The 25,719-nt window shown below is 54.0% G+C and carries 15 protein-coding genes; 6 read left to right on the plus strand and 9 right to left on the minus strand.

Translation table 11 applies throughout. The features are described from left to right. Window positions 1–34: 34 nt before the first annotated feature. Genes Mal52_RS15260 through Mal52_RS15280 form a run of 5 tightly spaced genes read right to left on the minus strand, consistent with a single transcriptional unit; the run spans window position 35 to window position 5,321 of the window. Window positions 35–802 (minus strand): SDR family NAD(P)-dependent oxidoreductase, encoded by a 768-nt coding sequence (locus Mal52_RS15260; RefSeq protein WP_145377051.1) that lies wholly within the window; start codon window positions 800–802, stop codon window positions 35–37. Between the two features lie 57 nt (window positions 803–859). Then, window positions 860–1,918, minus strand: coding sequence for an SAM-dependent methyltransferase (locus Mal52_RS15265; RefSeq protein ID WP_145377052.1), 1,059 nt, complete (start codon window positions 1,916–1,918; stop codon window positions 860–862). Window positions 1,919–1,939: 21 nt separating this feature from the next. Beyond that, window positions 1,940–3,247, minus strand: coding sequence for an SAM-dependent methyltransferase (locus Mal52_RS15270; RefSeq protein ID WP_145377053.1), 1,308 nt, complete (start codon window positions 3,245–3,247; stop codon window positions 1,940–1,942). Further along, window positions 3,244–4,017, minus strand: coding sequence for a DUF1365 domain-containing protein (locus tag Mal52_RS15275; RefSeq protein WP_145377054.1), 774 nt, complete (start codon window positions 4,015–4,017; stop codon window positions 3,244–3,246). The genes Mal52_RS15270 and Mal52_RS15275 overlap by 4 nt, the downstream gene beginning before the upstream one ends. Before the next feature lie 2 nt (window positions 4,018–4,019). Then, entirely contained in the window at window positions 4,020–5,321 is a 1,302-nt protein-coding gene (locus Mal52_RS15280) for an NAD(P)/FAD-dependent oxidoreductase (RefSeq protein WP_145377055.1), read from the minus strand. Between the two features lie 948 nt (window positions 5,322–6,269). On the opposite strand from Mal52_RS15280, the gene Mal52_RS15285 reads away from it, so the two are divergent. Together Mal52_RS15285 and Mal52_RS15290 are read left to right on the plus strand one after the other, a co-directional pair. Beyond that, window positions 6,270–7,202, plus strand: coding sequence for a histone deacetylase family protein (locus tag Mal52_RS15285; protein WP_145377056.1), 933 nt, complete (start codon window positions 6,270–6,272; stop codon window positions 7,200–7,202). A gap of 47 nt (window positions 7,203–7,249) precedes the next feature. After that, window positions 7,250–9,934, plus strand: a complete 2,685-nt coding sequence (locus Mal52_RS15290; RefSeq protein WP_145377057.1) for a bifunctional acetate--CoA ligase family protein/GNAT family N-acetyltransferase — start codon at window positions 7,250–7,252, stop codon at window positions 9,932–9,934. Window positions 9,935–10,129: 195 nt separating this feature from the next. On the opposite strand, the gene Mal52_RS15295 is transcribed toward Mal52_RS15290, so the two are convergent. The 4 genes from Mal52_RS15295 to Mal52_RS15310 form a co-directional block, all read right to left on the minus strand. Next, window positions 10,130–12,826: a DUF4132 domain-containing protein gene (locus Mal52_RS15295; protein WP_145377058.1), complete on the minus strand. Its 2,697-nt coding sequence runs from the start codon at window positions 12,824–12,826 to the stop codon at window positions 10,130–10,132. A gap of 39 nt (window positions 12,827–12,865) precedes the next feature. Beyond that, window positions 12,866–13,267, minus strand: coding sequence for a hypothetical protein (locus Mal52_RS15300; protein ID WP_145377059.1), 402 nt, complete (start codon window positions 13,265–13,267; stop codon window positions 12,866–12,868). A gap of 356 nt (window positions 13,268–13,623) precedes the next feature. Further along, window positions 13,624–15,282, minus strand: coding sequence for a methyltransferase domain-containing protein (locus Mal52_RS15305; RefSeq protein ID WP_197534215.1), 1,659 nt, complete (start codon window positions 15,280–15,282; stop codon window positions 13,624–13,626). A gap of 592 nt (window positions 15,283–15,874) precedes the next feature. Next, window positions 15,875–16,546: a GGDEF domain-containing protein gene (locus Mal52_RS15310; RefSeq protein WP_145377061.1), complete on the minus strand. Its 672-nt coding sequence runs from the start codon at window positions 16,544–16,546 to the stop codon at window positions 15,875–15,877. Between the two features lie 871 nt (window positions 16,547–17,417). Here Mal52_RS15310 and Mal52_RS15315 point away from each other — a divergent pair. From Mal52_RS15315 to Mal52_RS15330, 4 genes are all read left to right on the plus strand, one after another. Continuing rightward, a complete protein-coding gene (locus Mal52_RS15315) occupies window positions 17,418–18,695 on the plus strand; it encodes an OmpP1/FadL family transporter (RefSeq protein WP_145377062.1) in 1,278 nt (425 codons plus the stop codon). 358 nt (window positions 18,696–19,053) lie between these two features. Beyond that, on the plus strand, window positions 19,054–20,238 hold the full coding sequence (locus Mal52_RS15320) for a sialidase family protein (protein ID WP_197534216.1): 1,185 nt from the start codon (window positions 19,054–19,056) through the stop codon (window positions 20,236–20,238). A 136-nt stretch (window positions 20,239–20,374) separates the two neighbouring features. Then, window positions 20,375–22,981, plus strand: a complete 2,607-nt coding sequence (locus Mal52_RS15325; protein ID WP_145377064.1) for a DUF4838 domain-containing protein — start codon at window positions 20,375–20,377, stop codon at window positions 22,979–22,981. Window positions 22,982–23,194: 213 nt separating this feature from the next. Then, a complete protein-coding gene (locus Mal52_RS15330; protein ID WP_145377065.1) occupies window positions 23,195–25,615 on the plus strand; it encodes a hypothetical protein in 2,421 nt (806 codons plus the stop codon). Window positions 25,616–25,719: the final 104 nt, after the last annotated feature.

The following is a 25,719-nucleotide window of genomic DNA, read 5'->3' on the forward strand; positions in this document are numbered from 1 at the left end:
GAAATGAGCGAACGGAGTTGCAAAAAGCATGACTTCATCTTGCCACTTTGTGCTTTGGGACGATGGTAGACAAGCCACCGTCGACTCCGATCACTTGGCCGGTGATCCAAGTGTTTGCCGGTTGAAGCAGCCACTCGATCGCTGAGGCAATATCAGAGGGCTCCCCTAATCGTCCAAGGACATGCATCGCAACCGAGGCTGACTCCGCTGCTGGAGTCTCCCACAATGCCTTGGTCATTTGTGATTTGACGAGTCCTGGTGCGACCGCGTTCACTCGGATTCCGCGACTGGCGTACGTTGCCGCCGCCGAACGTGTTAAACCGATGACCCCTGCCTTTGCAGCAGCGATTGCTTCGTGAGTTGCGAGCCCGATTTGAGCAGCGGCCGATGAAATCAAGACCACCGAGCCTCCGGTACGACGCATGAGTTTTCCAGCGGCGCTGACGACGTAAAACGCGGACGTCAAATTGACGGCAATCGTATCGTTCCACTCCGCCTCGGAGGTCATGTGTGCAGCCTTGAGAATCACCGAACCGATGCAATTCACAACGCCATCAATCTTGCCATGACTCTCCACCGCATGCTGCAGACATTCATGGATTGATGCCGGACGATTCGCGTCGACAATGTGAGAACTCGCATCCAACTCCGTGCTGAGTTGATCGAGTTTTTCCGAGTTCCTTCCGCCCAGCACCACCTGGGCTCCAGATGCGACCAGCCGACGACTTAATTCGGAACCGATAGAACCGGTCGCCCCCAGGACCACAAATACAGGGAGTTCAGCGGCTTGAGCGTTTGTCATTGAAAGTCCTCCTTCGTAACACACCATCTGGACGTTGATGTGATGTCATTTCGGAAATCACTGTTCCCGACCGTGCTTCGCAAATAAATAGTGTGAGACCCACCACTCATTGCCACTGCGGAATGCAAACAGTTCCTCGCATGCCATGAAGAACAGCCGCCAACGTATGAACCATTTTTTGGCTTCGCCAGTTCCGTACGTTTTATTCAATAGCGGCATAACGTCGTCCCGGCAGGCATCCAAGTTCTTGAGCCAGGCACGGCATGTTTTTTCGTAGTGTCGGCCATTCCAGCGCCACTGTCGTTCAACGGATAGGTCGTCTTGGTAACGCAACAGCAAGTCGTCACTCGGCATGATTCCGCCGGTGAAGAAATGACGCCCCATCCAATTCTGGCTGCCTTCGGTTTGGAAGGGATAAGTGAGATGTCGGTGACAAAACAGATGCACGAATAACTTTCCATCTGGTTTAAGCCACGTAGAAATCCGACGCAGCAACTCCTGATGATTTCGCATGTGCTCAAACATCTCGACCGAGACAACACGGTCAAAGCGGTCCTCAATCTCAAAATCGTTCATATCGGCTGTTAACACGCGCACATTCGTCAAGCCCCGCTCCTGCAAACGCTGGTCAATGAACCGCCGCTGAACAGCCGAATTGGAAACCGAAGTCACCCGGCAATTCGGAAAAGTTTCGGCGATCCATAGCGACAATGATCCCCAACCGCATCCGAGATCCAGCACGTCCATCCCGTCCCGTATATCCGCCCGCACGCCGGTCATCTCCAGTGCGAACTGTTCCGCTTCATCCAGCGATGTGACTCCGGCGGGCCAATAACAACAACTGTACTTCAGATGCCTGCCTAGCACGCGATGGAAAAACTCAGCCGGCACTTCGTAGTGCTGCTGATTCGCTTTTTCGGGCAGTGGAGCAACCGGTCCGCTGGCTGCCGCTTTCATGAATGAATCCAGCCGAGCTTGCTGGTCTTCACACGTCCCCCGGTTTTCTACCTGAAGACGTTGCCTTAACAAGCGACGAATGCCATAGCGAATAGCCGTATCAGGCACGTAGCCGCGTTCGACCGCGTCTAAGGCATTGTTCACGACAAATAACGTCATGGGAATTCAATCCTGTTGCTTTTAGTTGGCCGGAACTTCATCGATACGGCACTGAGGCTGCGCCAGCAGCATTTGTACGACTCCTGTGGCACGTTCGCTAAAAGCTGCCTCGCAGTAGCACAAATAGTAGTGCCACATGCGCACGAAACGTTCAGAGAATCCAAGCTCGCGCACCGCATCAATTTGATCCCAGAAATTTTTTCGCCAACATCGCAATGTATGAGCGTAGTGCGGCGCGTAATCCTTAACGTCAAGAATTCGCATGCCCGTTTGCGATGAGACCGAGCGGTTCATCGCAGAAATCGATGGCAGGCAACCGCCCGGGAAAATGTAGCGTTGAATGAAATCGACTGATTTTAAGTACTGAGGGTAACGCTGCTCCGACATCGTGATTCCTTGAAGCAGCATCGCCCCATCGGGACCTAGCAATTCGCCGCATTTCCGAAAGAACACATCATAATGTTCGTGCCCTACCGCCTCGATCATTTCAATCGAGACAAGCTTGTCGTAACTCCCGGACAAGTCCCGGTAATCCTCTAGCAAAAGCGTGACGCGATCGCTCAACCCCGCACGCTCGATGCGCCGGCGGGCGTAGGCCAACTGTTCCTTCGAAATCGTCGTCGTGGTCACGCGACAACCAAATGTTTTGGCCGCATACTCTGCGAAACCACCCCACCCTGTTCCAATTTCCAGCAAATGGTCGGAGGGTTGTAGATTCAGCTTCCGGCCAATCAGATCCATTTTCGCAATCGAAGCATCGCCGAGAGACATCTGATCGTCCTGAAACACTGCAGAAGAATACAACATCGTTTCGTCCAGGAAGAGTTCAAAGAAGTCGTTGCCCAGATCGTAATGCTCGTGAATATTGCGACGTGCCCCTGCGCGTGTGTTGGTTCGCAGCTTGTGAATTGCCCGCGCCCCCCATTTCGCCAACCGTCCAAGACCACGGTCCAATTGCCGAGACTTATCGAGATTGCGGGCAAAGAGGCGAATGAGTTTGGTGAGATCATCGCAGGACCAATCGCCGGCGAGATAGGACTCAGCCGCCCCCAAGCTTCCACCTGTTAGCACCTGTGAATAAAAGTCTGCATTGTGAACGGTCAGCGTTGTATGGAGATCCCTCTGCTGATCATCACCTAACACGTGTTTCTCTGCCCCATCGACGATGGTCAACTGTCCGGCTTGTAAACCGGACAATGTCCGCAGCAAGGCCGCTTTGACCAGTCGAGTTTTCAGAGTGACTGCTTGGTTCCTGGACTGGGAGCGACTGCCTGATCCGATACGGCCCAATGCTGCAAGTTCTGATGGTTTGGCCGGCAATTGAGTCATGATGCAGGGACTTTCGATTGTTGAGAGGGACTGGGATGGGGATAGTAGGGACACTGTTTCCACCACAAGCGCAGCGCTTGCCAGTAAATAGCGGCGACAACCTGGCCAGTGACAAAGGGGTAACGAATCAAGACCCGCGCCAGTTGTCCGGTCGTTATCGGCCGGCGAGCGAGCGTCATTGTCGCATCGAATAGTTTTGTGCCCTGCTCGAAACTGCTGATGTGAACGTCCAGGCCCTCGCCGGGATGCGACAGCGCCCACTGGTAATGTTGGGCCATGTCCATGAAGGGGGAAACGTGAAACGCTTTCGGATGGTGCGCAGAAAACGACGAATCCTGAGCAGTCGTATCTCGCTGCAATACGTAACAATGCTGCTCACCCCAGGGCGTGTTATTCACTTCCGCGACAATTGTTTCCACCTGTTCACCCATGCTGTCGAAGCAGTAATACAAGCAGAGCGGATTCATGGCATAACCAAAATAGCGCAGGTTGGTCAGCAGGCGTATCGGCCCGTTTGGACGCTGTCCTGTTTCCTCCTCCACGAGATCGCGCACTGCCGTTTTCAAGGGGATTGAGGCATCTCCCAGATGATCTTCGCGGTGAAAACGGGCCAGTGCGGTTCGACGTGTCGACCATAACCAACGATTGCGAAACACGGTCTCTAATTCGTCCAAATCCAGAGAGAGCAAGTAAAGGCTGTAGCCAAATTGATGATGCACCGGCCGTGTGCGGCGGTGGTGGATTCGCCCTTCGTAGATGCAACTCTGCATGGTCAAACCGCCTCCTGAATCGCAGCGGGGCTTGACGTATTTGTTTTGGGAATGACGATTGGCGTTTCTTCAAACTGCCGACAGACAGCCAGCGCGCTGTTCACGCCGTCCTCGTGAAATCCATTGCCCCAATAGGCGCCGCAGAACGAGGTCCGATTGCGGCGGATCAGTCGGCCGTGTCGCTGTTGAGCCAACTTCCGTTGGGTCGTGAAGATGGGATGGCTATAAGCAATCCGTCGAATGACGCGGTCCGGATCAATGCGATCGTTGTCATTCAATGTCACGCAAAAGTCATACTGTGATTCGATGTGCTGCAGAATGTTCATGTTGTACGTGACAGTCGCTTCTTGCGAACGGCCGCGATGCAGATGATAGTTCCAACTCGCCCATGCCCGGCGGCGTTTGGGCAGCACTGAGCGATCAGTGTGCAAAACGGCAATGCTATGACTGTAAGGAAACGCCCCCAGCAAATGCTCCTCAAGCGGGGACTTATCCTGGAGGATTCGCAATGCCTGATCGGCGTGGCAAGCAAAAATGACTTCGTCATACTGCTCGGTTTGGCCGCCACTGTGGATCAACTCCACGCTATCGGCCAAACGCCGAACCGACTGCACGGGACATCGCAATCGAATGTTTTCGCGAAAACTCCGCGTCATCGCTTTGACATACTGAGAAGATCCGCCGCGAATCACCCGCCAGGTTGGCCGGTTGGTAAGGCTCAAGAGTCCGTGATTTTGATAGAACTCGACGATGAACCGCATCGGGAATTGCTCAAACGTCTGCGGGGGACAGGACCAAATTGCGGAGCCCATCGGCAACAGATATTGTTCGACAAACTGTTTTGAGTAACTGTGCTGCTGCAGATATTCAGAAACGGTCAGCGTTTCCAGACGATTTGCTGCCAACAACTCCGGAGCTTCTCGATTGAATCGCATGATGTCGCGAAGCATGCGATAGAAACGTGGCCGGAATAGATTACTCCGCTGGGCAAAAAGTCCGTTGAAATTCGTACCGTTGTATTCCAAGCCTGTGGCATCGCACGAGACACTAAAGCTCATTGAGGTCGGATCAGAAGCAACACCCAATTCGTCGAGCAGTTTGACAAAGTTTGGGTACGTGCGGTCATTGAAGACGATGAACCCCGTATCAATCGTGTGCCGTTCACCCTCCAGGTCGACCTCAACGGTGTTCGTGTGACCTCCGACATAAGAATTCGCTTCGAAAATGGTGATCTCGTGGTGCGAAGACAGCCGGTACGCGGCAACTAGGCCGGAGATTCCCGATCCGATCACTGCAATTTTCATCCGATTCACCTTGCCCCATTCCAAGCGCTTGACCAGATTAGCGCGAGTCACATGCGTATAGAACGTCCTAGTGGAGTGCCCACCAGGTCATTGCAGCGCGTCGTGCAGTGACATCTCAATGCTGCCCACCTGCGGATTGACCGATTGTTGACAAACAAAATCGCGATCTGTCGCAATGAATTCTCACGCAAACGGATAAATGTGGTCCCATAACCCAGTTCATTGTAGGCGGCAGCGTCGACTGAACCACAAAAAACGCCTGATTTATTGACAATTGCCGGATGATTTCGCAGTCGATCATCCTCGGTAGCTGATGTCGTGTGGCGGATACGATCCACTCTTGCCCCTTGGCTTGAGGCTGGATTCAGGACAGGAAATTGGCCCCAACATGGCCGCCTGGGAACTAGAAATCATTGCCGGAACCATGGCCACGTGGTGCTGTCCGAACCTGCGCAGTTGATCAATCGTTCACAATGAAAATGACTGGGCTGAAATGCTGCGCCTATTCCGCTGGATGTGGGGGGCCACTTCTTGAATGAATTGCGCAATCAAGCCTCGTGGGCGAACTGCATTCATATTCCGTTATCACCGGTGAACGCGAAACTGGATTGTGACCGTTGATAACTCGTCGATCGCGAATTTATACTTGATTAGGGGAAAGCAAAGAAAGACGCTATCGGTTTCGGACGCAGCAGGCGGAGGGACTTCCATGAGTGCCTCCAAGTCGACAGATCACGCTGGCCAAGCGAGACTGGAGAATGGGCAACGAATTGTGTTGTCGTACGCTGTCGTAACAGGGAATCAATTCTTGTTTGTAAAGCAGCCTTGGACTTTTGACTTTCGGTGACTCAATTGAAATCGGGGCGTAGAGTCAGTGACTTGCAACAATAAGTAACCACACATTTCTAAACCTGTCATTGCTGCGAGACAGCGAATTGCCAATAGACGATGACGATACTCTATTACGATCCGATTTTTCTTGAACACAAAACGGGAGACCACCCCGAATCAACGGAACGAATCATTCCCGCCGCGCGGCGCATGCAGCTGATGGCATTTGATAACCAAAGCCGCCGCCCTGCATGGGGCCCGGCAACGTTGGATCGACTGTTGCGGGTTCATTCCCCCGATTATCTTGACTTGATCCAAAAATTAGCGGCCTCTGGAGGGGGGGCTATTGACGCGGATACGGTCGTCAGCGCACGCTCCTATGATGTCGCCTCCATGGCAGCCGGTGCAGTTTGTGATGCTGTTGAACGTGTTTTGAAGGGTGAAGACGAGACGGCTTTTTGTCTCGTGCGGCCGCCGGGCCATCATGCGCTTGAGGATCGCGGCATGGGCTTTTGTTTATTCAACAACGTCGCCGTCGGAAGCCGGTTGGCGATCGACGAGTTGGGACTCGACCGGGTTATGATTGTGGATTGGGACGTGCATCACGGTAACGGCACGCAAGCCACATTTTGGGAAGACCCGCAAGTCGGCTACTTCTCCATCCACCGGTCGCCATTTTATCCGTGGACGGGAACAGCCGATGAAACCGGTGTCGGCGCGGCGCGGGGAACAACCTTGAATTTGCCAATCTCCTTTGGCACACCACGGGATGAGTATTTAGAGACGTTCGCCGAGGGCGTCGAGCGATTTGCCGCGGCACTCAAACCACAGCTGATATTGATCAGTGCCGGCTTTGATGCGCATCGTCTGGATCCGGTTGGCTCACTGGGCTTGGAGAGTGAGGATTTTAGTCTCATGACGAAGATTGTATTACGTGTTGCTGCAACGCATGCCGGCGGTCGAGTCGTCAGTGTATTAGAAGGCGGATATAATCCGGTCGCACTGGCGGATTGCGTAGAGCACCATTTGCACGAATTATTATCGATATGACAGACCGCGACGATGGGTTTGGCGATTGAAAACGAAAGTCCGCAAGCATGCCGATTCGTAACCTCAAGAAAATCTTCCAACCCGAGAGTGTCGCCGTCATCGGTGCGAGCAACCGCATATCGAGCGTTGGACGAACGGTCCTGCGGAATTTGATCGATGACGGATTCGCCGGTGAGATCTATCTCGTCAACCCAAAGCACAAGATGATTGACGAGATCCCCTGTTTCGCCAAGGTGGCCGATCTGCCCAAGCCGCCGGACCTAGCCATCATTTGCACACCGGCAGCCACTGTGCCTGACTTAGCGCGACAGTGCGGCGAAGTTGGCGTCAAAGGATTGGTGATCTTATCGGCAGGGTTTCGCGAGACAGGTCGTGACGGGGAGATGCTGGAAGCAGAATTGGCTGCGCAGGCCAAACAATTCCCCGGGATGCGGATCATCGGCCCCAATTGTCTAGGAATTCTCGCACCGCATGCGTCGCTGAACGCCAGTTTTGCTACCGACATGCCGGCAAAAGGCAGCGTGGCTTTTCTTTCACAGTCCGGTGCGCTCTGTTCCTCGGTTCTGGATTGGGCGCTGCAGGAAAAGATTGGATTCTCCTGCTTTGTCTCTGTGGGAAATATGCTCGATGTGGGCATTGCCGATTTAATTGACTACCTGGCCATGGATCAATGGACCGAGTCGATTATTCTGTACGTCGAATCGATCACAGAAGCTCGCCAGTTTATGTCGGCCGCGCGTGCGTTTACAAAAAGCAAACCAATCATCGTCTATAAGGCCGGGCGATTTGCAGAATCGGCCAAGGCGGCCGCATCCCATACAGGCGCTCTGGCAGGCGTGGACGCTGTCTACCAAGCCGCATTCACGCGAGCCGGCATGGTACGCGTTTTTGAGATCGATCATTTGTTTGACTGCGCGGAGTTGTTGGCCCGCCATGCGTCTCCCAAGGTTTCTCGCTTGGCGATTGTCACAAATGCCGGTGGTCCCGGCGTGATCGCCACCGACGCGTTATTGGAACGGCACGGTTCATTGGCAAATCTGAGCGACACAACGCTCGCTCAACTGGATAAGCAACTTCCCAATGCGTGGTCGCATGGAAATCCAGTCGACGTCTTGGGGGATGCGACTCCGGCACGGATCGGCAAGGCGGTCAAGGTCGTGTTGTCCGACAAACAAGCCGACGGTCTGTTGGTGATTCTCTCTCCACAAGCGATGACTGATCCCACGGGAGTTGCTCAAGCCGTGATCGAGGCGACGCAGCAATCGACGAAGCCCGTGCTTACGGTATGGATGGGGGGGCAAAAAGTACGCAAAGGGATCGAACTTTTCAATCATGCAGGCATTCCCACGTACTCCTCACCTGAACAGGCAGTCCGCGCGTTTCTCTACTTAGTTGCGTATGCGCGAAATCGACAACTCCTGACTGAAACGCCGCGCGAAATGCCTGTCGAGTTTCCACTCAACCGCGCCAAATTGCGAGCCGTCTTCGACACCATCCTCAGTGAAGGTCAGGATATCCTGACAGAGAACACCTCCAAAGCGCTGCTCGAAGCGTATGAGATCCCTGTCGCCCAGACATATGTCGCCCGCAACGCCGACGATGCAGTCGAGTACGCGATGCGTGTCGGATATCCTGTCGTTTTGAAGGTGTTTTCGCCGCAGATCACCCACAAAACTGATGTCGGCGGCGTCGAGTTGAACCTCGCTGGTGAACAAGACGTCCGGGCGGCGTTTGAGCACGTTGTGGCAAATGCCAAACGGCACCGGCCCGATGCAGATGTACAGGGGGTCACGGTGCAGCGCATGGTTTCTGCCCCCAACGGACGCGAACTGATCGTCGGGGCAAAACGCGACCCGGTGTTTGGTGTGGTACTCCTGGTGGGAGCCGGCGGGGTTACGGCCGAATTGTATCAGGACACGGCGTTGGAATTGCCGCCGCTGAATGAGCGACTGGCGCGGCGGATGTTGGAATCGCTTCGATCCTGGCCGCTGCTCAGCGGCTACCGCGGAGGTGCCGCTGTGAATGTCGATCGCCTCATCGAGGTCTTAATCCGCCTATCATATTTGGTGGCTGACTATCCCGAAATCAAGGAGTTAGACGTCAATCCGCTGCTCGTCACCCCCGACGCAGTCACGGCGCTGGATGCCCGGATCGTGTTGGATCACGAAGCTATTTTGCATCCCGCTCGCCCCTATTCCCATCTGGCGATCCGTCCCTATCCCGAGGAGTTTATCCGACAAGCCAAGCTCAAAGACGGTACGACCATCTTATTGAGGCCGATTAAACCCGAGGACGAACCGCTCTGGCACGCATTATTGGCGAGTTGTTCTCCGGAATCGATTCGCTTCCGATTTCGGTATATGTTCAAGAAGACGACGCATGAGATGGCTGCACGGTTTTGTTTTAATGACTACGACCGCGAAATGGCCATCGTTGCCGAAACTGAAATCGACGACAAACGCCATCTCATCGGTGTTGGGAGACTCGTGGCGGATGCCGATCACAGCAAAGCAGAATATGCAATATTGATCGGAGATGATTGGCAAGGCTTGGGGTTGGGTTCACTGTTGACCGACTACTGTCTCGAGGTCTGCCAAAGGTGGGGTGTCACAGAGGTCACAGCTGAAACGGATCCGACAAACCATCGCATGCTCGATATCTTCCGGAAACGGTCGTTTACCTTGGATGCCACGAGTTGCCCCGATTCAGTTCTCGTGGCAAAGCACTTGTGAATCAAAACCAAGTGTTCCACCGGCGACACCGGCGACACCAACGACAATCCAACCCAATTGTAAACAATCGACAGAAAACCTAGCTCTTGGGCTGAAGAAGCCAAAAGAGTCAGAGACGTTCAATTGACCAAAGTCCCTCCGGTGGCGAATTCCGCTGCAGATGCGGTGAGGAGTCGGTCTCAGCATGGATCGTTGTCAAGAACGAATGGGCTCATGGTCTGTTCTTATTTGATTCACGATCGTCGTATCTTTGATCTTGTCATCTTTGGCCAACAGGTAGGCTTTACTCAGAATTAGGGAAAGTGTGTTGTCGCCTTCGAACGGCAAATAAAGATTGTCAGTTCGTCGCGTTCCTCCGCCGCGTTTCTGCACGATGCACAGATAACGATCGTTGGGTGACATCAAAATATTGCTCGAACCAAGGTGAATTTTGTACGTCCGAAGTTTGCCGTCGACTATGAGAAACCGACCGTCCAGCCGACATTGATCCGCAATTTCGAGCCGAGGCAAGATTTGTTCCAGCGCTTTTCTTCGCGTGAGAGCCGATTGTGAGAGTTCGCCGAAGGAAAACTGTTCCCAGTAATCGTCGTGCTCAGCAACGCCCTCTCGCTCCCGCCATTCCGGATCGTTTCCAATACTCGTTACGCCCACGAACAAATCAACGTCCCTCATCACCTCGGAGAATACAATCGGATCAATCGTCTCCAACGGCAAAGGGGTTGCTAATTCGGGGGCACCGTCTTGCAGAGCAAAGAACTGTACGTGCGAGGTGGCGACGTGCGTATAGACGAAGTTTTGAGTGATATTGGTATCGCCTTCCAATGGATCTACGTAAAACGCGATATGCAGACCCTGTTGGGGCAAGTCCAAGCTGGGCGCATTCCATGAGTCCCAGTCCCCCTGTAAGTCATACCTCCAACCACGCTGCTGGCAAAGTGCGGCAAATTGATGCTGGCGAATGATGTGGGAGGAAAAACGAAGAGAGCGATCAACGGTTTCACGCTCTGCATCCGTCACAACATAGACCTCGCGATGGGCTTGTTTGAACGGCTGAGACACTTGGTGCGCGTCCAGCCATTGTCGCCACTGCAAGACTTCGTTGGCTGAACAGTGCATTGGATGCCAGAGGGAAATACGGCATTCAGGATCGGGTAGGAATGAGTGGCCAGCCGAAGTGACCCACTGTCCCTCGTGCCACATCACCGCGGTGATGCTCGCATCTTGCCCAACATTCCAAATGAGTCGACAAGCAACCACACCAACGAGCGGATGGTCCAGAAAACGCTTTCGGAAATCACTCAGGTTCCAAGATCGCTCGGTTAGATACAGATGTTCAATCCGGTAGCGGAGTGAAGGCATGAGTATGTCGATGTCCTTTAACCGCTTCTTCAACTGCTTAAGTTGGTCACTGCACGTCTCTTTGACTGCTTTGGGCACCGTCTTTTGAATGCTGCCGTCTGGCCGACGCCAGATGAGTTGGTGCTTCTGATGAGCGTTGATTGTTGCTTCCGCCGTAAACCCAGCTATCTTCTCATGCAGCTGTCCGACGCGTGTCAGTCCATATCTGGGCACGCTGATTTCAACCAGATCCTCTTCCACCATACCGGCGTTGGAAGCAGCTGTTTGAAAGGCCTTGGCGATCTGCTTTCTGGTCGATATGTGCTTGGCTCGTGATTGCAGTCGCCCCAATTGGGCAATGGCGCAGTCGCTGGCCAATGTTGAGAGTGCAATCAGACACGCATTGCCAATTTTGGGTGACCGCGGTCCGACCTCCCGAATCTTTTGGAAGCATTTTTCCGCAGCATCACCGACGCCGCTGATCAACGACTCGTCATTGACAAGCGATGTCGTCCACACCAGGCCTCTCAAGCAGTCGATATGTGTGTCATGGATCTCAGTTTCTTCGCTGTACTCTATGCGATAACCGTAGTCGAATCGCTGGCATTCTCCCGGCTGTCCGATTGCTGCCAAAATGGAGACCGTCACGCGGACAAACTCGCTGGTGCCGATCCCGTCGAGACACTCACGCGACTGCTTGATGAACTTCTTTGTGGGCTTCGATCCTTTGGCCGTGCTGCAGTGCCGCAGGAACTCGTGCCATCTGTTTCTCGATTCGTCGGGCATCTTGCCCAATTCAATCAGCAAGGCGTTCGTCCATGCTTCTCCTGTGTTAAAGTCTAAAGCGACAGAGGCAATGGGTGAATCGGCATCATTCGGATCCACCTTGCACTTCGATTCCAGCGATTCGAAAGCCTTGGCATCACACGCGGGCATGGCCAACAAAGCTTCAATTCTCTGCCCCGCTTTGCGAGCATCGCTGTAGACTGAACCAGAATTGTATTCTGTGGCCATCCGCTGTAGCTGCTGCCGTATCGAATTGCACAAACCGTGCTCGGCGACGTGCCGTTCGACATTGGCAAGAATCGGAGTGATCGGCAAGCCTGTGATGATGAATGAGACATTGGCCAGCGGAGTTAATAGACCAACGATTTCAACGTCCGTGTAAGGCAGTTTTCTTCGCAGCAGTGATGACAGCACCACGTCGCAGACTTGATCGGTTGTTAGGTCAATGAAGTTCTGATTGCCAAGATGCTTAAGAGCCAAGGCAACGGCAGCCTTTTGAGTCGCGTGATTTGCCGTCTGGATATTTCGGCCCGACTCGTAGTCTTTTAGGCTGATTTTTCCTGAACCACGTCGTATCGCAGATGCTTCGTCATTCAGTTGCATCGCGGCTGCAAGCCAGCCACCGAAGTGGGGCTTTGAGGCTTCCAGTTCGTTGTTTTGTTTGACTTCTGCGACAAGCTGTGCGATTTGTTTTTCCGCATTGTGCCGAGCAGCGGTTGGTTCGCTTCCCATGTCCGCAATATCCGGGTTGGAGACCTGTGAAACCATGGATTGTTGCCCTGTTGAGCCTAGTTCATTGAGAAATTCCTAGCCGCCCATCAGCATTGTTAAATGTAAGAACTTGATATCCGTTGAAGGTTCAATCCTGACGACTGCATCCAGCGAATTGAATTGCTCCTCGTTGATGAAGACCAATATCTGCTGATTCCGGAATGCCTCCTTGGTTTTGTCAAACTCTACCCGCCAGTCAATTGAACTTGATTGCGCCGGCTGAGTTCCATTTAACATCACTTCGTCCTGGCTCGGAACGACCAGTGGCGGTTTCGGAGGCGCAACGGCTCGCTGAACATTGCAGTCCTTGACTCGCTGGAACACGTAGCTTCGAATCACCTCTTCAACCGTGACCTGGCTTTCGCGCAATTCGATATGAGTTGCTCCAAGCGTCTTTCCTGCCGTGGATTCGTCTCTGATCGTCAGTGTCGCCATCATCGCCCTTCCTCAAATCTGATCCCCAAGGACTAGCTATTCAAACGTGGCATATCCCCCGGTGCGTCGACGGCCCGGCAGATGCAAAGTCAGCCGCGCGAAACCGCTGACGTAGGACTATGTCGATTATGCCAGCAATACTGACCCTCCTGCAGCGAATTCTTAGCAGCACGGGAATTCCATATGGCTTAGTAGGATTGGGACTTCCGCCCGCCTCGTGGGCATTCAATCGAAAGACACACACTGGCTCGTCCCACCAACGGCAAATTGGCGGGATTCCGTCGAAATTCAGGCTATCGATCCACGTCCTCATCCTCGGTGCGATGAGGATTGGGTGAACCCGCCTGCCATGTATCGCCCTATTCCTGCGATTCCAACAGACGATTGAGATGTTCCTTGTCGAAGTGAAGTACGGAGATTTGATTATGATCCCACGTAGGTGCCGGAGCAGTGCCGATGTAAAGATGATGGACATGCTCTGTTGCGTTGGGTAGCAGGTTGGGAGTCACATGGCCGTAGGCATCGGTTTCTTGGCCCGACTTTTCTGCCAGCAGTCCCAAATCACGCCATTGCAGACCATCTGGACTTGAAGCCCAGTGGGTTCCTTTCCCTGACTCGTACAACAGAACAAGCTTGTCCCCCAGCCTCTTCACGTCCACACCTCCAGCGTTACGACCGAAGACAGGGTTGTTGTTGTGCCGAACCCAATGCAGTCCATCTCGGGACGTGGCGTAGCCAATGTCTCGGCGTGACTTGGACGATTTGGGGACATTGCTCACCGGTGAGTGGAGCGGGAAGTCCTTACGTCCGTCGTACCACATTTTGAATTGCCCATCTTCGTACAACACGGTCGGCCGACCGACCGACAGGGCATCCCATTGCCCAGCGGCCCCAGGTGAGAGAGCGACGCCATTTGTCTCCCAGTTCAACCCATCTTTCGAGGTTGCCACATCAATTTGATCAATCACATCTTTCTCGGCGCGCGTGTAGAACATGTAATACACGCCATCGACTTTGATCACACTGGGGTCGTTGACGTGATTGGCTGTTCCATTGGAGAGCACGACACCTTTGCGAATCCAATGCTCGCCATCCTTTGACTCGGCATAGCTGATTCGGTCGTGGCCATCTTTTCCTTGGCAGCCATACCACATTTTAAATAGTCCATCATCAACCATCACGTCCGGAGCATAGATGTTGCCTTTGCCGTGAGGCGCGATTTCCGACTCTCCTTTTCCCCTCAGCAGAAGTTTCAACTCGGGAGGGGACGTTTTCTCGAACCGCACAAAGTACGATTCATCGAGCATGTCTTTCTTTTCCTCGACCTGCTTGAAACCGGATTCGAGGATCTCTTGGGTGAAGACTTCCTGTCCGGCACGGACGTGGGTCATCAGCCATTCTCGGCTAACGCCTTCAATGCGGTGAAAGTCGATGAGGATCAATTGCCCACCCGGTTTCAGAGCACGGTGAATTGACTCCATGGTTTTGTGCGGAAACTCGAAGTGATGATACGTGTCGCAAATGAATGCCAAATCGATGGAATTGGGCGGCAGGTTGACGGAATCCTGTTTGCAGACCACGCCAGTAATGTTTTTGAGGCCCTGCTCCTGCGCCGTGCTCTCAATGTGCTTCAGAAACTTCTCGGAGATGTCCACTGCGTAAATCCGCCCCGTGGGACCGACCAGGGGTGAAAACATGCGAGTGAACAGTCCCGTACCTGCTCCAATATCAGCAACGACCATGCCGGGCTTGAGTTGGCAGGCTTTGACGATCTGATGACGGTGGTCATAAGCGTCTCGCCCTTCATTCTCAAAACGTCCGATGAACTTCTCCACATCGACATCTTGGAATGCCTCATTGATGCCCGGCTTGACGCTCTTCTCTTGAGCAAAGAGCGGTGCCGTCCCCACAAGCACGAGCAAGGTTGCACACAGAACTTGAATGCCAAAGAATCTGATTAGGTGCCGCACAGCGTTGGTCTCCGCATCATCTGATGTTTGTTGAAATCGACGTGCCAAAACAAGGGAATCCGATTCCTCAAGTTTAACGGAATTCGATGGAATTGCTATCGGTGCCATTCCTCAGGTGGCCATTGCTCAGTCGAGCGGTCCTCAACAAAACCAGAGTCGCTAGAACTTGGATTGTCGTACTGAAGCCCCTCCTGAATTCTCGTTGACATAGAGACCATGTCTTCCGACAACTCGTTTTTGCTTCTGCGCAGATTGCGGGCTACGTTGGCTTTTCTGCCCCGTAAGCAGCGAAGCCATCCCCTGCCCCAGCAACAGGGACGAGAGCAGAGAACACACCGAAAGCCGCGCCATTCAATACCGCTTCCGTAGAAGTTATCCCCGAATGACGGTCTTGCGACTTACTTCTGATTCCGTTGATTGTCACCGCGAAATTTGCACCCACGTCGGTTATCAACGCGGTGTTGCCGACCTCGGTGAGGAACGACCTCTCCGTCGGAATCTAGCTTTGGTCACCCTATCTTCGGTTCCACAGAGGGGGGGGCTCAAAGAGCACAGAGTCGGAGGCTCAGAGCAAGTGGAGTCGATGCGTTTCGGTCTGCTCGCCAGGGGCTTACAGAAAACTCATGCAAGACCTGTTGGCTCATGGGTTCTCGACAGAAATGACTGCAGGCAGAGCTGCGACTGGCAAACCGATTCCGTGATCGAAATAACAACAGCGATTCTTCCCGGCCGATTTGGCAGCGATAAGACATGCATCAGCCCGTTTGATGAGCTCTAATTTTTCAAGGTTCTCAGTCTGTTGGGCAATTCCGATGGTCAATGTGATTTGCCGCACTTGATTCTCGATGCCGAATGTGTGTTTTGCGAACGATTCCAAGAACTGCATGCCGCTCACTTGGGCAACGCTGATATCAGAGGCGGGTAGGACAATCGAGAATTCATCTCCACCGTACCGAGCCAACTGATGTTGTGGCTTTAGCGAGGCGGCAAGTACCTCCGCCACCTGCTGAAGAACGCGATCCCCTTCAACATGGCCTAGATCATCATTGATTAACTTGAAGTCGTCGATGTCAATTAACATCAAAGAGTAGGCTTCGCCGTACAATCGGTAGCGTTTGAGGCTGTGGTCCAACCAATCGTTCATCGCACGGCGATTGAATAAGCCTGTGAGGGCGTCAGTCCGTGCTTCGGCTTGGGACAATAGCAACCGCTGTTGTTGCTCAGCGATAACCAACCTTGCATGCTTGAGTTCCGCAACCATCTCGGCATAGTCGTTCCGATCATTGATTTCCGTTCGAACTTCGTCCGGCAACAAAGATCGATCGTCAGCAGCACTCGAATAATTGGGCCCAATGGGAAACGAGCTTGCGGCCCATTCAGTGACAGCAAGTGCTTCTCGAAGTTCTTGATGAGATGCGGAGAGTCCAGGTTTTTCAAGGGACTGTTGAGTTGTCAAATCGTCAGAGTGCGATGTGAACTCACGCGTTGAGTCTCTTCGCTTGCACCACTGAGACCCCAGCCAAGCCCCGAGCAGTCCACAAGCCAGAGGATTTAGAAAATCAAAAATAGTCAAAACACTACCTTTGTCATCCTGGCTCTGTGCGACAGTTTCTGGTTCGACTACCAATGAGTGGAACCGTAAACGTTTCGGTATGAAAGCCTACGATTCTGCCGCGCTGCCTGAATTCGGAGTCCTGAAGTTCTCGAGATTTCAGCACAATTTCAGCACCCTTGAGCACTACAATCCCTACTCTGCTTTTAAGAGGAACTCACAGAAACTGCTGGTCTGTTTCAGAATCGAAATCCAGTCGCTCCAGATTGTTCGTACAGCAATTCATCGCTGGGCTTGTGCTGAGAAGCAGGTTGACACTCAGGGCCGTTAAACACTGTCTCCCCCCTCCCCGACTCACCCCTGCGAGCAATTTTGAGAGTGGCCGATAGAGAACAGTTGCATGTTACGGAAGATCTAACGGTTGTGCCGAACTTTCTAGAGAATCTGGAATTTTGAGAAATTCACATTGTACGGACCGATCAATAGACAGATGACCATTGGGGAATGACCTCGTGAGATCGACTGTATTCTCATTTCACACGCATTACCTTTACAAAATCTCCAGAATTCAGAGTCTTGGAGGCGTTCGGCGATACTCTGACTTAGGGTTTGACGGAAATCGGGACGAATCATGAAGAAAATTGTGGCTTATCTGCTTCTTGCTGTAACAGCCCAACTGCTGGTCCCTAGTCGCGCCCAATCCAATGGTGTGGTTCGAGACAGCATTGGTGCGACAAGTTCGGGGCGTGGCGGGACCAACCTCGCGCATCATGACAACGGGGCCGTCATTCTGAACAATCCCGCGGCGATGGTGAACGTCAAGGGTTCGGGACTCTCCGAGTTTGGCGTCGATACCGTAATCACGGATCTTGACTATTCCGATCCGGAAAATAACACAAGCGCGGTCAATACAAATGTCCTTCCGGAAATCTCGGTGATCCGCAAAAGCCTGGACGGCCGATGGGCCGTGGGATTTGGCGCCTTCGCACCGGCCGGATATGGTGCGACATGGAAGCTGTCGAATCCAATTTTAGGAACAAATACCTACAAGTCGTTTGGCGCACTGGGCAAAATCATGCCCGGGGTGGCCTACCAAGTGAATGACGATCTCTCCATCGGTGCATCAATGGGGGTGGCGGTCAGCCATCTGGAATTCGAAAGCCCGTTCTTCCTGCAAACCGGTCCGCTGGCCGGAGCTCCGACCCAATTCGATTTGCAGGCCACCGGGGCCAGCCTCGCCTGGAACGTGGGTCTGCAATATCAACTCGATGAGTGGACGACTATTGGAGCCGGCTTTATTGGCGAGACCCGCATGGAATACGATGGCAATGTTCGCGCTGCTGTGGTCGGATTGGGACCGCAGCCGATCGAAAGTCGCTTCGATGCGGAGGTCGACCTGGCTTGGCCACGTTCTGCCGGCGTGGGGGTAGCCCACTGGCTCAATTGTCGGCAACGGATTTCCACAGATCTGATGTGGTACGACTGGTCGAACGCCTATGACCAACTCGACATCCGATTGCGAAACTCAACGAACCCGATCTTTCCCGCCGTTTTGGGCCCTGAGATTTCCGACTCCTTTCCGCTCCGTTGGCGTGACAGTCTGTCCGTTCGACTCGGCTATGAGTTGTTCACTCCCAACGATTCCGTCTTTCGGGCCGGATACGTTTACAATACACGCAATTTGCCCAGCGCCACGCTCACCCCATTGATCCCAGCGACCCTGGAACACTCGTTTACGGTTGGTTACGGGAAGAGTTGGAGTGATTGGCAGTGGAACTTCGCCTATCAGTTTTCCTTCGGACCAGAACGATCGGTCGGCACCAGTGCTCTGGCAGGCGGAGATTTCAGCAACAGCGAAAGCAATTCACAAGCTCATTGGATTTCGCTCAGCCTCATCCGACGGTTCTAAGCCATTTGGCAAAAAGGCAAGCTGAACGAACGATTCCAAAATGGGACCGCGGACTAACTTCGCGTACAACCCGGAAGCGGGTATCCGCCCCCCGAGGATAGATCAAAAGACGCCGAGCGCAAAATGCCCGGCGTTTTTTTGTGCGCGGTGCCCGACGCAGCACCTGTACATCACCGACCTCTGGGCAATTCTGGTTGCCGGAGCCGAAACAGAGAAAGCGGAGGACAAACACGTTACAAATTCACGCAGCGCTGGCATCAGCTGAGAGCCTTGATAAAATGGGATCCACACAGAGCTTGGATCAGCTCCAGGCTTCATCGATTTGGGAATGGTCGGTTGGATCAATCGAGGAAACACCATGCTGCAAATTGCCTACGCTCTGCTGGTCGTTGCTCTGCCTGCGGCGCCGCTCTATGAAGCGGAACTTGTCTTTCCCGGGGAGCCTAAACACAATCATTCGCCGGGCATTGTCGAAACGGCCGATGGCGATTTGCTGGTTTGTTGGTTCCATGGTGTTGGGGAGAAAACCGACGACTCGTTGGTGATTCGTGGGGCACGTAAAAAACGCGGGGCGGATCAGTGGTCGGCTCCGTTTCTAATGGCGGACAACCAGAATCTTCCCGATCAAAATTGTGTGCTCTTTATTGATCCGCGCGGCAAGCTGTGGCTGTTTTGGATTTCGTCGCTCGACAACACGTCGGACACCTATCTCCTGAAATATCGCACGTCGAGCGACTATGCCGGAGACGGCCCACCAAAATGGGATTGGCAAGATGTGCTGCATTGCCGCCCGGTCAATCTGCAACAGCGTTACCCGGAAAGTGCCGAGCAGGCGCGTGAGGAATTCGCCGAAGAGATCAAAACCAACGAACGGCTGCGGACCCGCCTGGAATATGGTGTGACCGCCTCCAAAGACAAGTTAGCGCGGCGTCTGGGCTGGATGACGCGAACACATCCCATCATGCTCTCCGACACCCGAATGATGGTGCCGCTGTATTCGGACATTTTCAACTGTTCTTTGGCCGCATTTACTGACGATTGGGGCAAGACCTGGGAATTCAGTGAGCCGATCCTGCCGCTGAACGTTCAGCCGAGTTTTGTTCGCAAGCAAAACGGCGATATTGTGGCCATGATGCGCGACAAAAGCCCCCGCCGCCGCATTCCGCGGTCGGTCTCCCATGACGGCGGGCAAACCTGGACGCAGACGCAGGGAATGGAAATCCCCAATCCCGATAGCAGTGTGGAATGCATCGTGCTGAAATCCGGAAATTGGTTGTTGGTCTGCAATGACACGACGGGCGGAGACCGCGGCGGACGTACACAAATGACCGCATACCTATCCGACGACGAAGGGAAAACGTGGAAGTGGCATCGCAGCTTGGAGAAGCACGATGCCTCAACGGCCGCTGCGTATCCCTCCGTGATTGAATCTCGCGACGGCAGCATCCTCTGTGCTTACACACACTCGCCCAGCCCTAACGAGACGATCAAAGTCGTGCGGTTTAATGAGGATTGGGTTCGCGCCGGTGATGCGGCAGAATAAGTTCCATCCCAGGTTAATGCGGCTTTGCCGCTTACCTTCAGGATGCGATGTCCCCCCTTCGGGGCTTTCGATCTAAAGCTAATCATATCCGCGGGGAAACAACGTTTTTACGCCCCCCTGCCCTGAGGAGAGTTCTATGCGTTCCCGTCTCTTTTGCAGTGTCGCATGCGGCGTCGTTTTCATAGCGACCATGACGCATGGTGCCGAGTATGAATCGGTTACGATCCGCGTAGGAGCGGAGGCGGATTCCGTGGAACTCAAAGTGGCGGAATTGCTGCAGCAGCGGATTGCCGAACCCAGCGGGCTCCCCACGCGCGTCGAACGGACTGCCGGGGATGGGCCGACGAATTCTCTACTCATACTGCTAGGCATTCCGGCGCATCATTCGGAGCTGCAAAAACAACTTGAAGACGATCAGATTCCCGCTCTCACCCAGCGCGATCCCGGACCGGAAGGTTTTCTGGTCAAGATGCTAGCCGACAACGACGTACTACTGGCAGCCGGTGTGGACCAACGAGGGGTACTCTACGCCGCTGGTGAGATTCTGCGGCAGTTGGACATCAAAGAGAAATCGGTCGAAATTCCTGACACTCTCGATGTGCGCACGGCACCTGCATTTGCCATTCGCGGCACACAGTATGGCCAAAGCGGTGTCGCCAAAAAGCTGGCGAAGGTTCGTGATTGGACGCCGGCAGAGACGCAGCGGGTGATTCTGGATTATGCACTGGCCGGTGCGAATACATTTTCAACCGGCCCCGGGCCGATGTTTGATTTCATCAAGTCGTTCGGCTTGATGACCCAAGGGGGCTTCGGCGCCAACACCGGCCCCGGTCCGCCGGAATGGAATGCCAAAGAATCGATCGGTCGGATTGGGTACCTCTGTCTGTCGGTCCCTGAAGCCCGTACCGCTCAGCTCAAACGCTGTGAAGACCAGTTCCGCTCCAGTCCCACATACGACTTTGTCAAATTCCACGGTGGCGACGGCGGGGGGTGTGAATGCGACCTGTGCGATCCTTACGGGCTGAAGTTTATCAAGCTTGTCGAGAAGATGGCGGCGATTATTCACAAGTACCATCCCACGACCAAAATCTATTTTACCAACCAGAAATTCGACAACGCCGACGACAACGCGATTTTTGAGTACTTGCAAGAACAGCCCCGCGACTGGTTGTGGGGCTGGGGTTACGGACCGGGATCGGATGCGACGTCGTGGCAGCCAGGACATCGCCAGACGCACCGCATGGATCTGTTTCGCTATCCGGGTTTCGGTCCCTACGGCCTTTACCCCCGCGAAATCCTCCGGCAACTTCCGCCGCGGCATCAACTCGTGTACTACAACGAAATCACGCACTGGCGCTATGCTCAGCATGCGTACATTCAAATGTACCCCCGCGCCGACCGCGATGGGGAACTCCCGCCGCGCACATCGGGACACGAAATCTACGAGCGACGGCCGGATCAGGGACTGACCATGGTTTATGACCGGCTGACATTTTATGCTTGGCCGCGGTTTTATCATCGGGTCTTCAACGATCTGATGCGTTACGGCGTAGGAGACATCACCCATTCCAGCGGACACCACGACCATTTCAACCAGTGGATGTGGCAACGCTTACTCTGGGCTCCGCGGACCAGCGTCGAAGATGTCGTTGATGAATATTGCCAAACCTGGTTCGGCCGCGAAGCCGCACCGCTGATGGCCGAGGCGATTTTTCAATTGGAAGAGAACCTCGAGGAAGCCCCCGCGACTCCGCTGATCGAAAAGGAGGGTATCGACCGCAACTTCATTCTCGTAAGCCAGGCCAAGGACGAGATACCGGAGATTCATCTCCGGAACAACTGGCTGTGGCGGCTATTCATGCAAAAGGCTGCGCTTGATAAGTACACGCAACTCGCGGTGCGTCAACAGACGGAATTGCAGACCGGTATTGAAAATAGCATTTCCAAGGCGCTCGCTGGAGGTGATGTCGCGGCCGCCATTGATCATTCGCTCGCAAATCTCGATGCATTGGCCGAATCAGCCGAAATGGCCCTGCTCCGTGAGGAAGCCGGAAAACTGGGGGAAGAAAGCAATGCCCTGTTCGGCGTGCGGAATGAAGGATATTTCAATTTGAAGCACGATTTTATCGGGCTGGGCTGGCTGAGACGACAACTCGAACAAGCGAAGCAAGCGAACGGCACTGATCAAGTCGAACTGCTCAAGATGATCGTCGACTACGAGAATCCCGGGCCTGGCGGCTTTTACGACAATCTCGGCACCAACAACCGTGCGCCGCACGTTGTGAAGGGTTACCCCTACGATCACGGCCAACCGTATGTTTCGATGATGCTGTCCGAAGGCAATCGCCCCAGCCAGCGTTCTATGCACTTCACGCAAGACGAATCCAAGGGAGTCACGCTCAAATATCACGATCTCGATCCCAATGCTCGTTATCGTGTGCGCTTCACGTTCGTACGCCCGTGGTATCAATCACGCTATGCGGAGCGGATGAATCAGAAATCCCAGACGATCCTGGCTGACGATTTGGTGCTTGCCGAAGATCAGCCGTTGCCGGAACGGATGAGCGAGTTTTTTACATTCGACATCCCGCAAACGGCGACCCGCGATGGCGAACTGACGATTCAGCTCCGCAAGGCCAAAGATGTCGCCAACGGCCCGCGCGTCGAACGCGAACAATGGCGCAACAGCGGCGGTTGGGGCACGCTGGTCTCGGAAGTCTGGTTGATGAAACAGGATGATTAACACCGCCAACACACAGACATGGTTTCCGGATTGCTCGGGGCAATTCGCAATAAATAATAAACGATCGCTTCGCTCGGGCTTTGTGCCATTTGGCAGAACCTAATCGAACGTCGCAGTTCATTGGTTTTCATGTTATGGTGATTTAGCTGTCAATCACGCCGTCGCACTCGACCGTGAGCGACCAACCTGGACTTTTAACACATGGGGAACAACATGGCATCCTTCTTGGCACGATTCCTTAGCATTGCTGTGACGGCCCTCTTCTGCGGCCTCACGAATTCCCCCTACGCCAGCGCGGCTGATGGGAAGACTCTCGACCTGTCAAAGGTGGAAATTGTTGGTACTCAGGATGGTTCATTGCCTGCGAAGGCGGCTGCGTTATTGACTGACGAAATTGAGAAGCGAACCGGGATCCGCGTGCCGGCAGTGGAGGGAGCTCAGAAACCGGAAACTCCCTCCATCGTGATTCAAACGCTTGCTAAATTTCAGGACGGCAAACTCCCCGATGGCCTCGAGCCGCCGAGTCGCGACGATGCCTATGCGATTTGGGTTGATCAGTCGCAGCCGAGTCCGACCGTCATGTTGCTGGGTTTCGACGAGCGCGCGACACTCTATGCAGCGGGGCGATTATTGCGGTTACTATCCATGACCAAAGGCAAGTTGGAACTACCCGCGGATGTCCGTATTTCCACGGCTCCCGATGTCGCCATTCGTGGCCACCAACTCGGTTTCCGCGAAACGGCCAACAGTTACGACGCTTGGGATCTGCAGCAATACGAACAATATCTCCGCGATCTCATTGTATTTGGTACCAATGCCATTGAATTGATTCCTCCCGTCAGCTCAGACGAGCCGCGCGGTCCGCTGATGCCGCTTCACCCCTGGGAAATGAATCAGAAACTGAGTGCGTTGATCGGCTCTTATGGGTTGGACGTTTGGCTGTGGGTGCCGGTCGAAGCAGACGTGAACGATCCCAAACAGGCCGAGGAAGAACTCAATCGCATGCGGACGCTATTTCAATCGTGTTCGCACATCAACGATATTTTTGTACCGGGAGGAGACCCTGGGCATACTCCCCCGGGCATTCTGCTGCCCTGGCTCTCCCGGATGGCCGCGGCACTTCACGAGACGCACCCGGATGCAAACTTGTGGGTTTCCAACCAAGGATTCACTTCGGAGCAAAACGAAGTCCTGTTCAATTACTTGCGGACCTCTGAACCGGATTGGTTAGAGGGGATTGTTTTTGGCCCCTGGGCGAAGATATCTCTGGCCGAAGCCCGTGCGCGGACGCCACGTAAATTTCGCATCCGTCGTTATCCGGACATCTGCCACACACTCCGCTGCCAGTACCCTGCCCCCGATTGGGATCCCGCTTTCTGCCAGGCGCTGGGCCGCGAACCGTACAATCCTCGTCCCCGGGCGATGGCTCACATTCACAATTCCATGGCAGATTTAGCCGACGGGTTTGTCGCCTATTCCGACGGAATTACCGACGATGTCAACAAAACCATCTGGAGTGCGTCGGGTTGGGATCAGAGTCAGGGTGTCGAGGAGATCCTGCGCGAGTACGGCCGATATTTCATCGGTGAAGAGCAAGGCGAAGCCATTGCGCAAGGCCTACTCGGGCTGGAAGAAAATTGGCGGGGACCGCTGCTTGCGAATGAAAATATCGAAAAAACACTCGCCCAATGGCAAGACATCGAAAAACAACTTCCCGAGGCAGCTCAGACGAACTGGCGTCTACAACTGCCGATCTTGCGGGCTCATTACGATGCCTACCTCAAACAACGGCTCCTCCGGCATACGCAAATCGAACAGGAAGCCAAAGACCAACTTCGCCAAGCCCCGAAAATCGGTGTGAAACCAGCGATCGATCAGGCGCGCAAAACACTCGCCCAGGTCGAAGATGATGACACGGCGCATGACCTGCGCAGCAAACTCGTCGAATTAGGAAAGTTGCTTCACGAAAGTGTCCGCCTGCAATTGGATACGCCCAACTACGGAGCCAACCGACCTGATCGTGGTGCCGTACTCGATTATCTCGACTTCTCACTGAACGATAGCCCCTGGATGGAGGCCCAGTTCACGGAGATTCTCAAGCTCGACGACAAACAAGAGCAACGACGTCGCATTCAGCAAATCGTCAATTGGGAAGACCCCGGTCCAGGGGGATACTATGACGATCTGGGACGCGTTGGGCGTCAGCCGCATCTTCTGCCTGCGATGCGCGAGAACGCCTGGAAAGCGGACCCCGGTTTTGTCGGCTCGTCGCAATCAGAGTTTGGCAATCGAGTCAACAGGGACCTCTTGAAGTTGAACGATGGAAAGCTCTCTTGGCTAAACCAAGCGGAAACGCTGTTTGGCACGCCGCTGCGAATGCGCTACACGAATCTTGACCCGTCAGCGAAGTACCGCTTGCGCGTGACCTACACCGGTCGCTTCCGCGCGACGATGCGTTTGCTGGCCGACCAAAGCCACGAAATACACGGCCCGCTTCCACAACCGGCTGAACCGTGGCCAATCGAATTCGACATCCCACAAGCCGCCACCGCCGACGGTGTTCTGGACCTGCAATGGGAACTGCTGGCTCAGCGCGGGTGTCAGGTCGCAGAGGTGTGGTTGATCAAGCAATAATGGAGTAACTCCTGAATTCTTCAGCGCGGTGGAGTCGCCACCAGATCGACGTTCTAATTTAGCCACAGGTGAAACAGGGATAAAACACAGATTAGTAGCCCGTT

Source organism: Symmachiella dynata (assembly GCF_007747995.1).
Taxonomy (GTDB): Bacteria; Planctomycetota; Planctomycetia; order Planctomycetales; family Planctomycetaceae; genus Symmachiella; species Symmachiella dynata.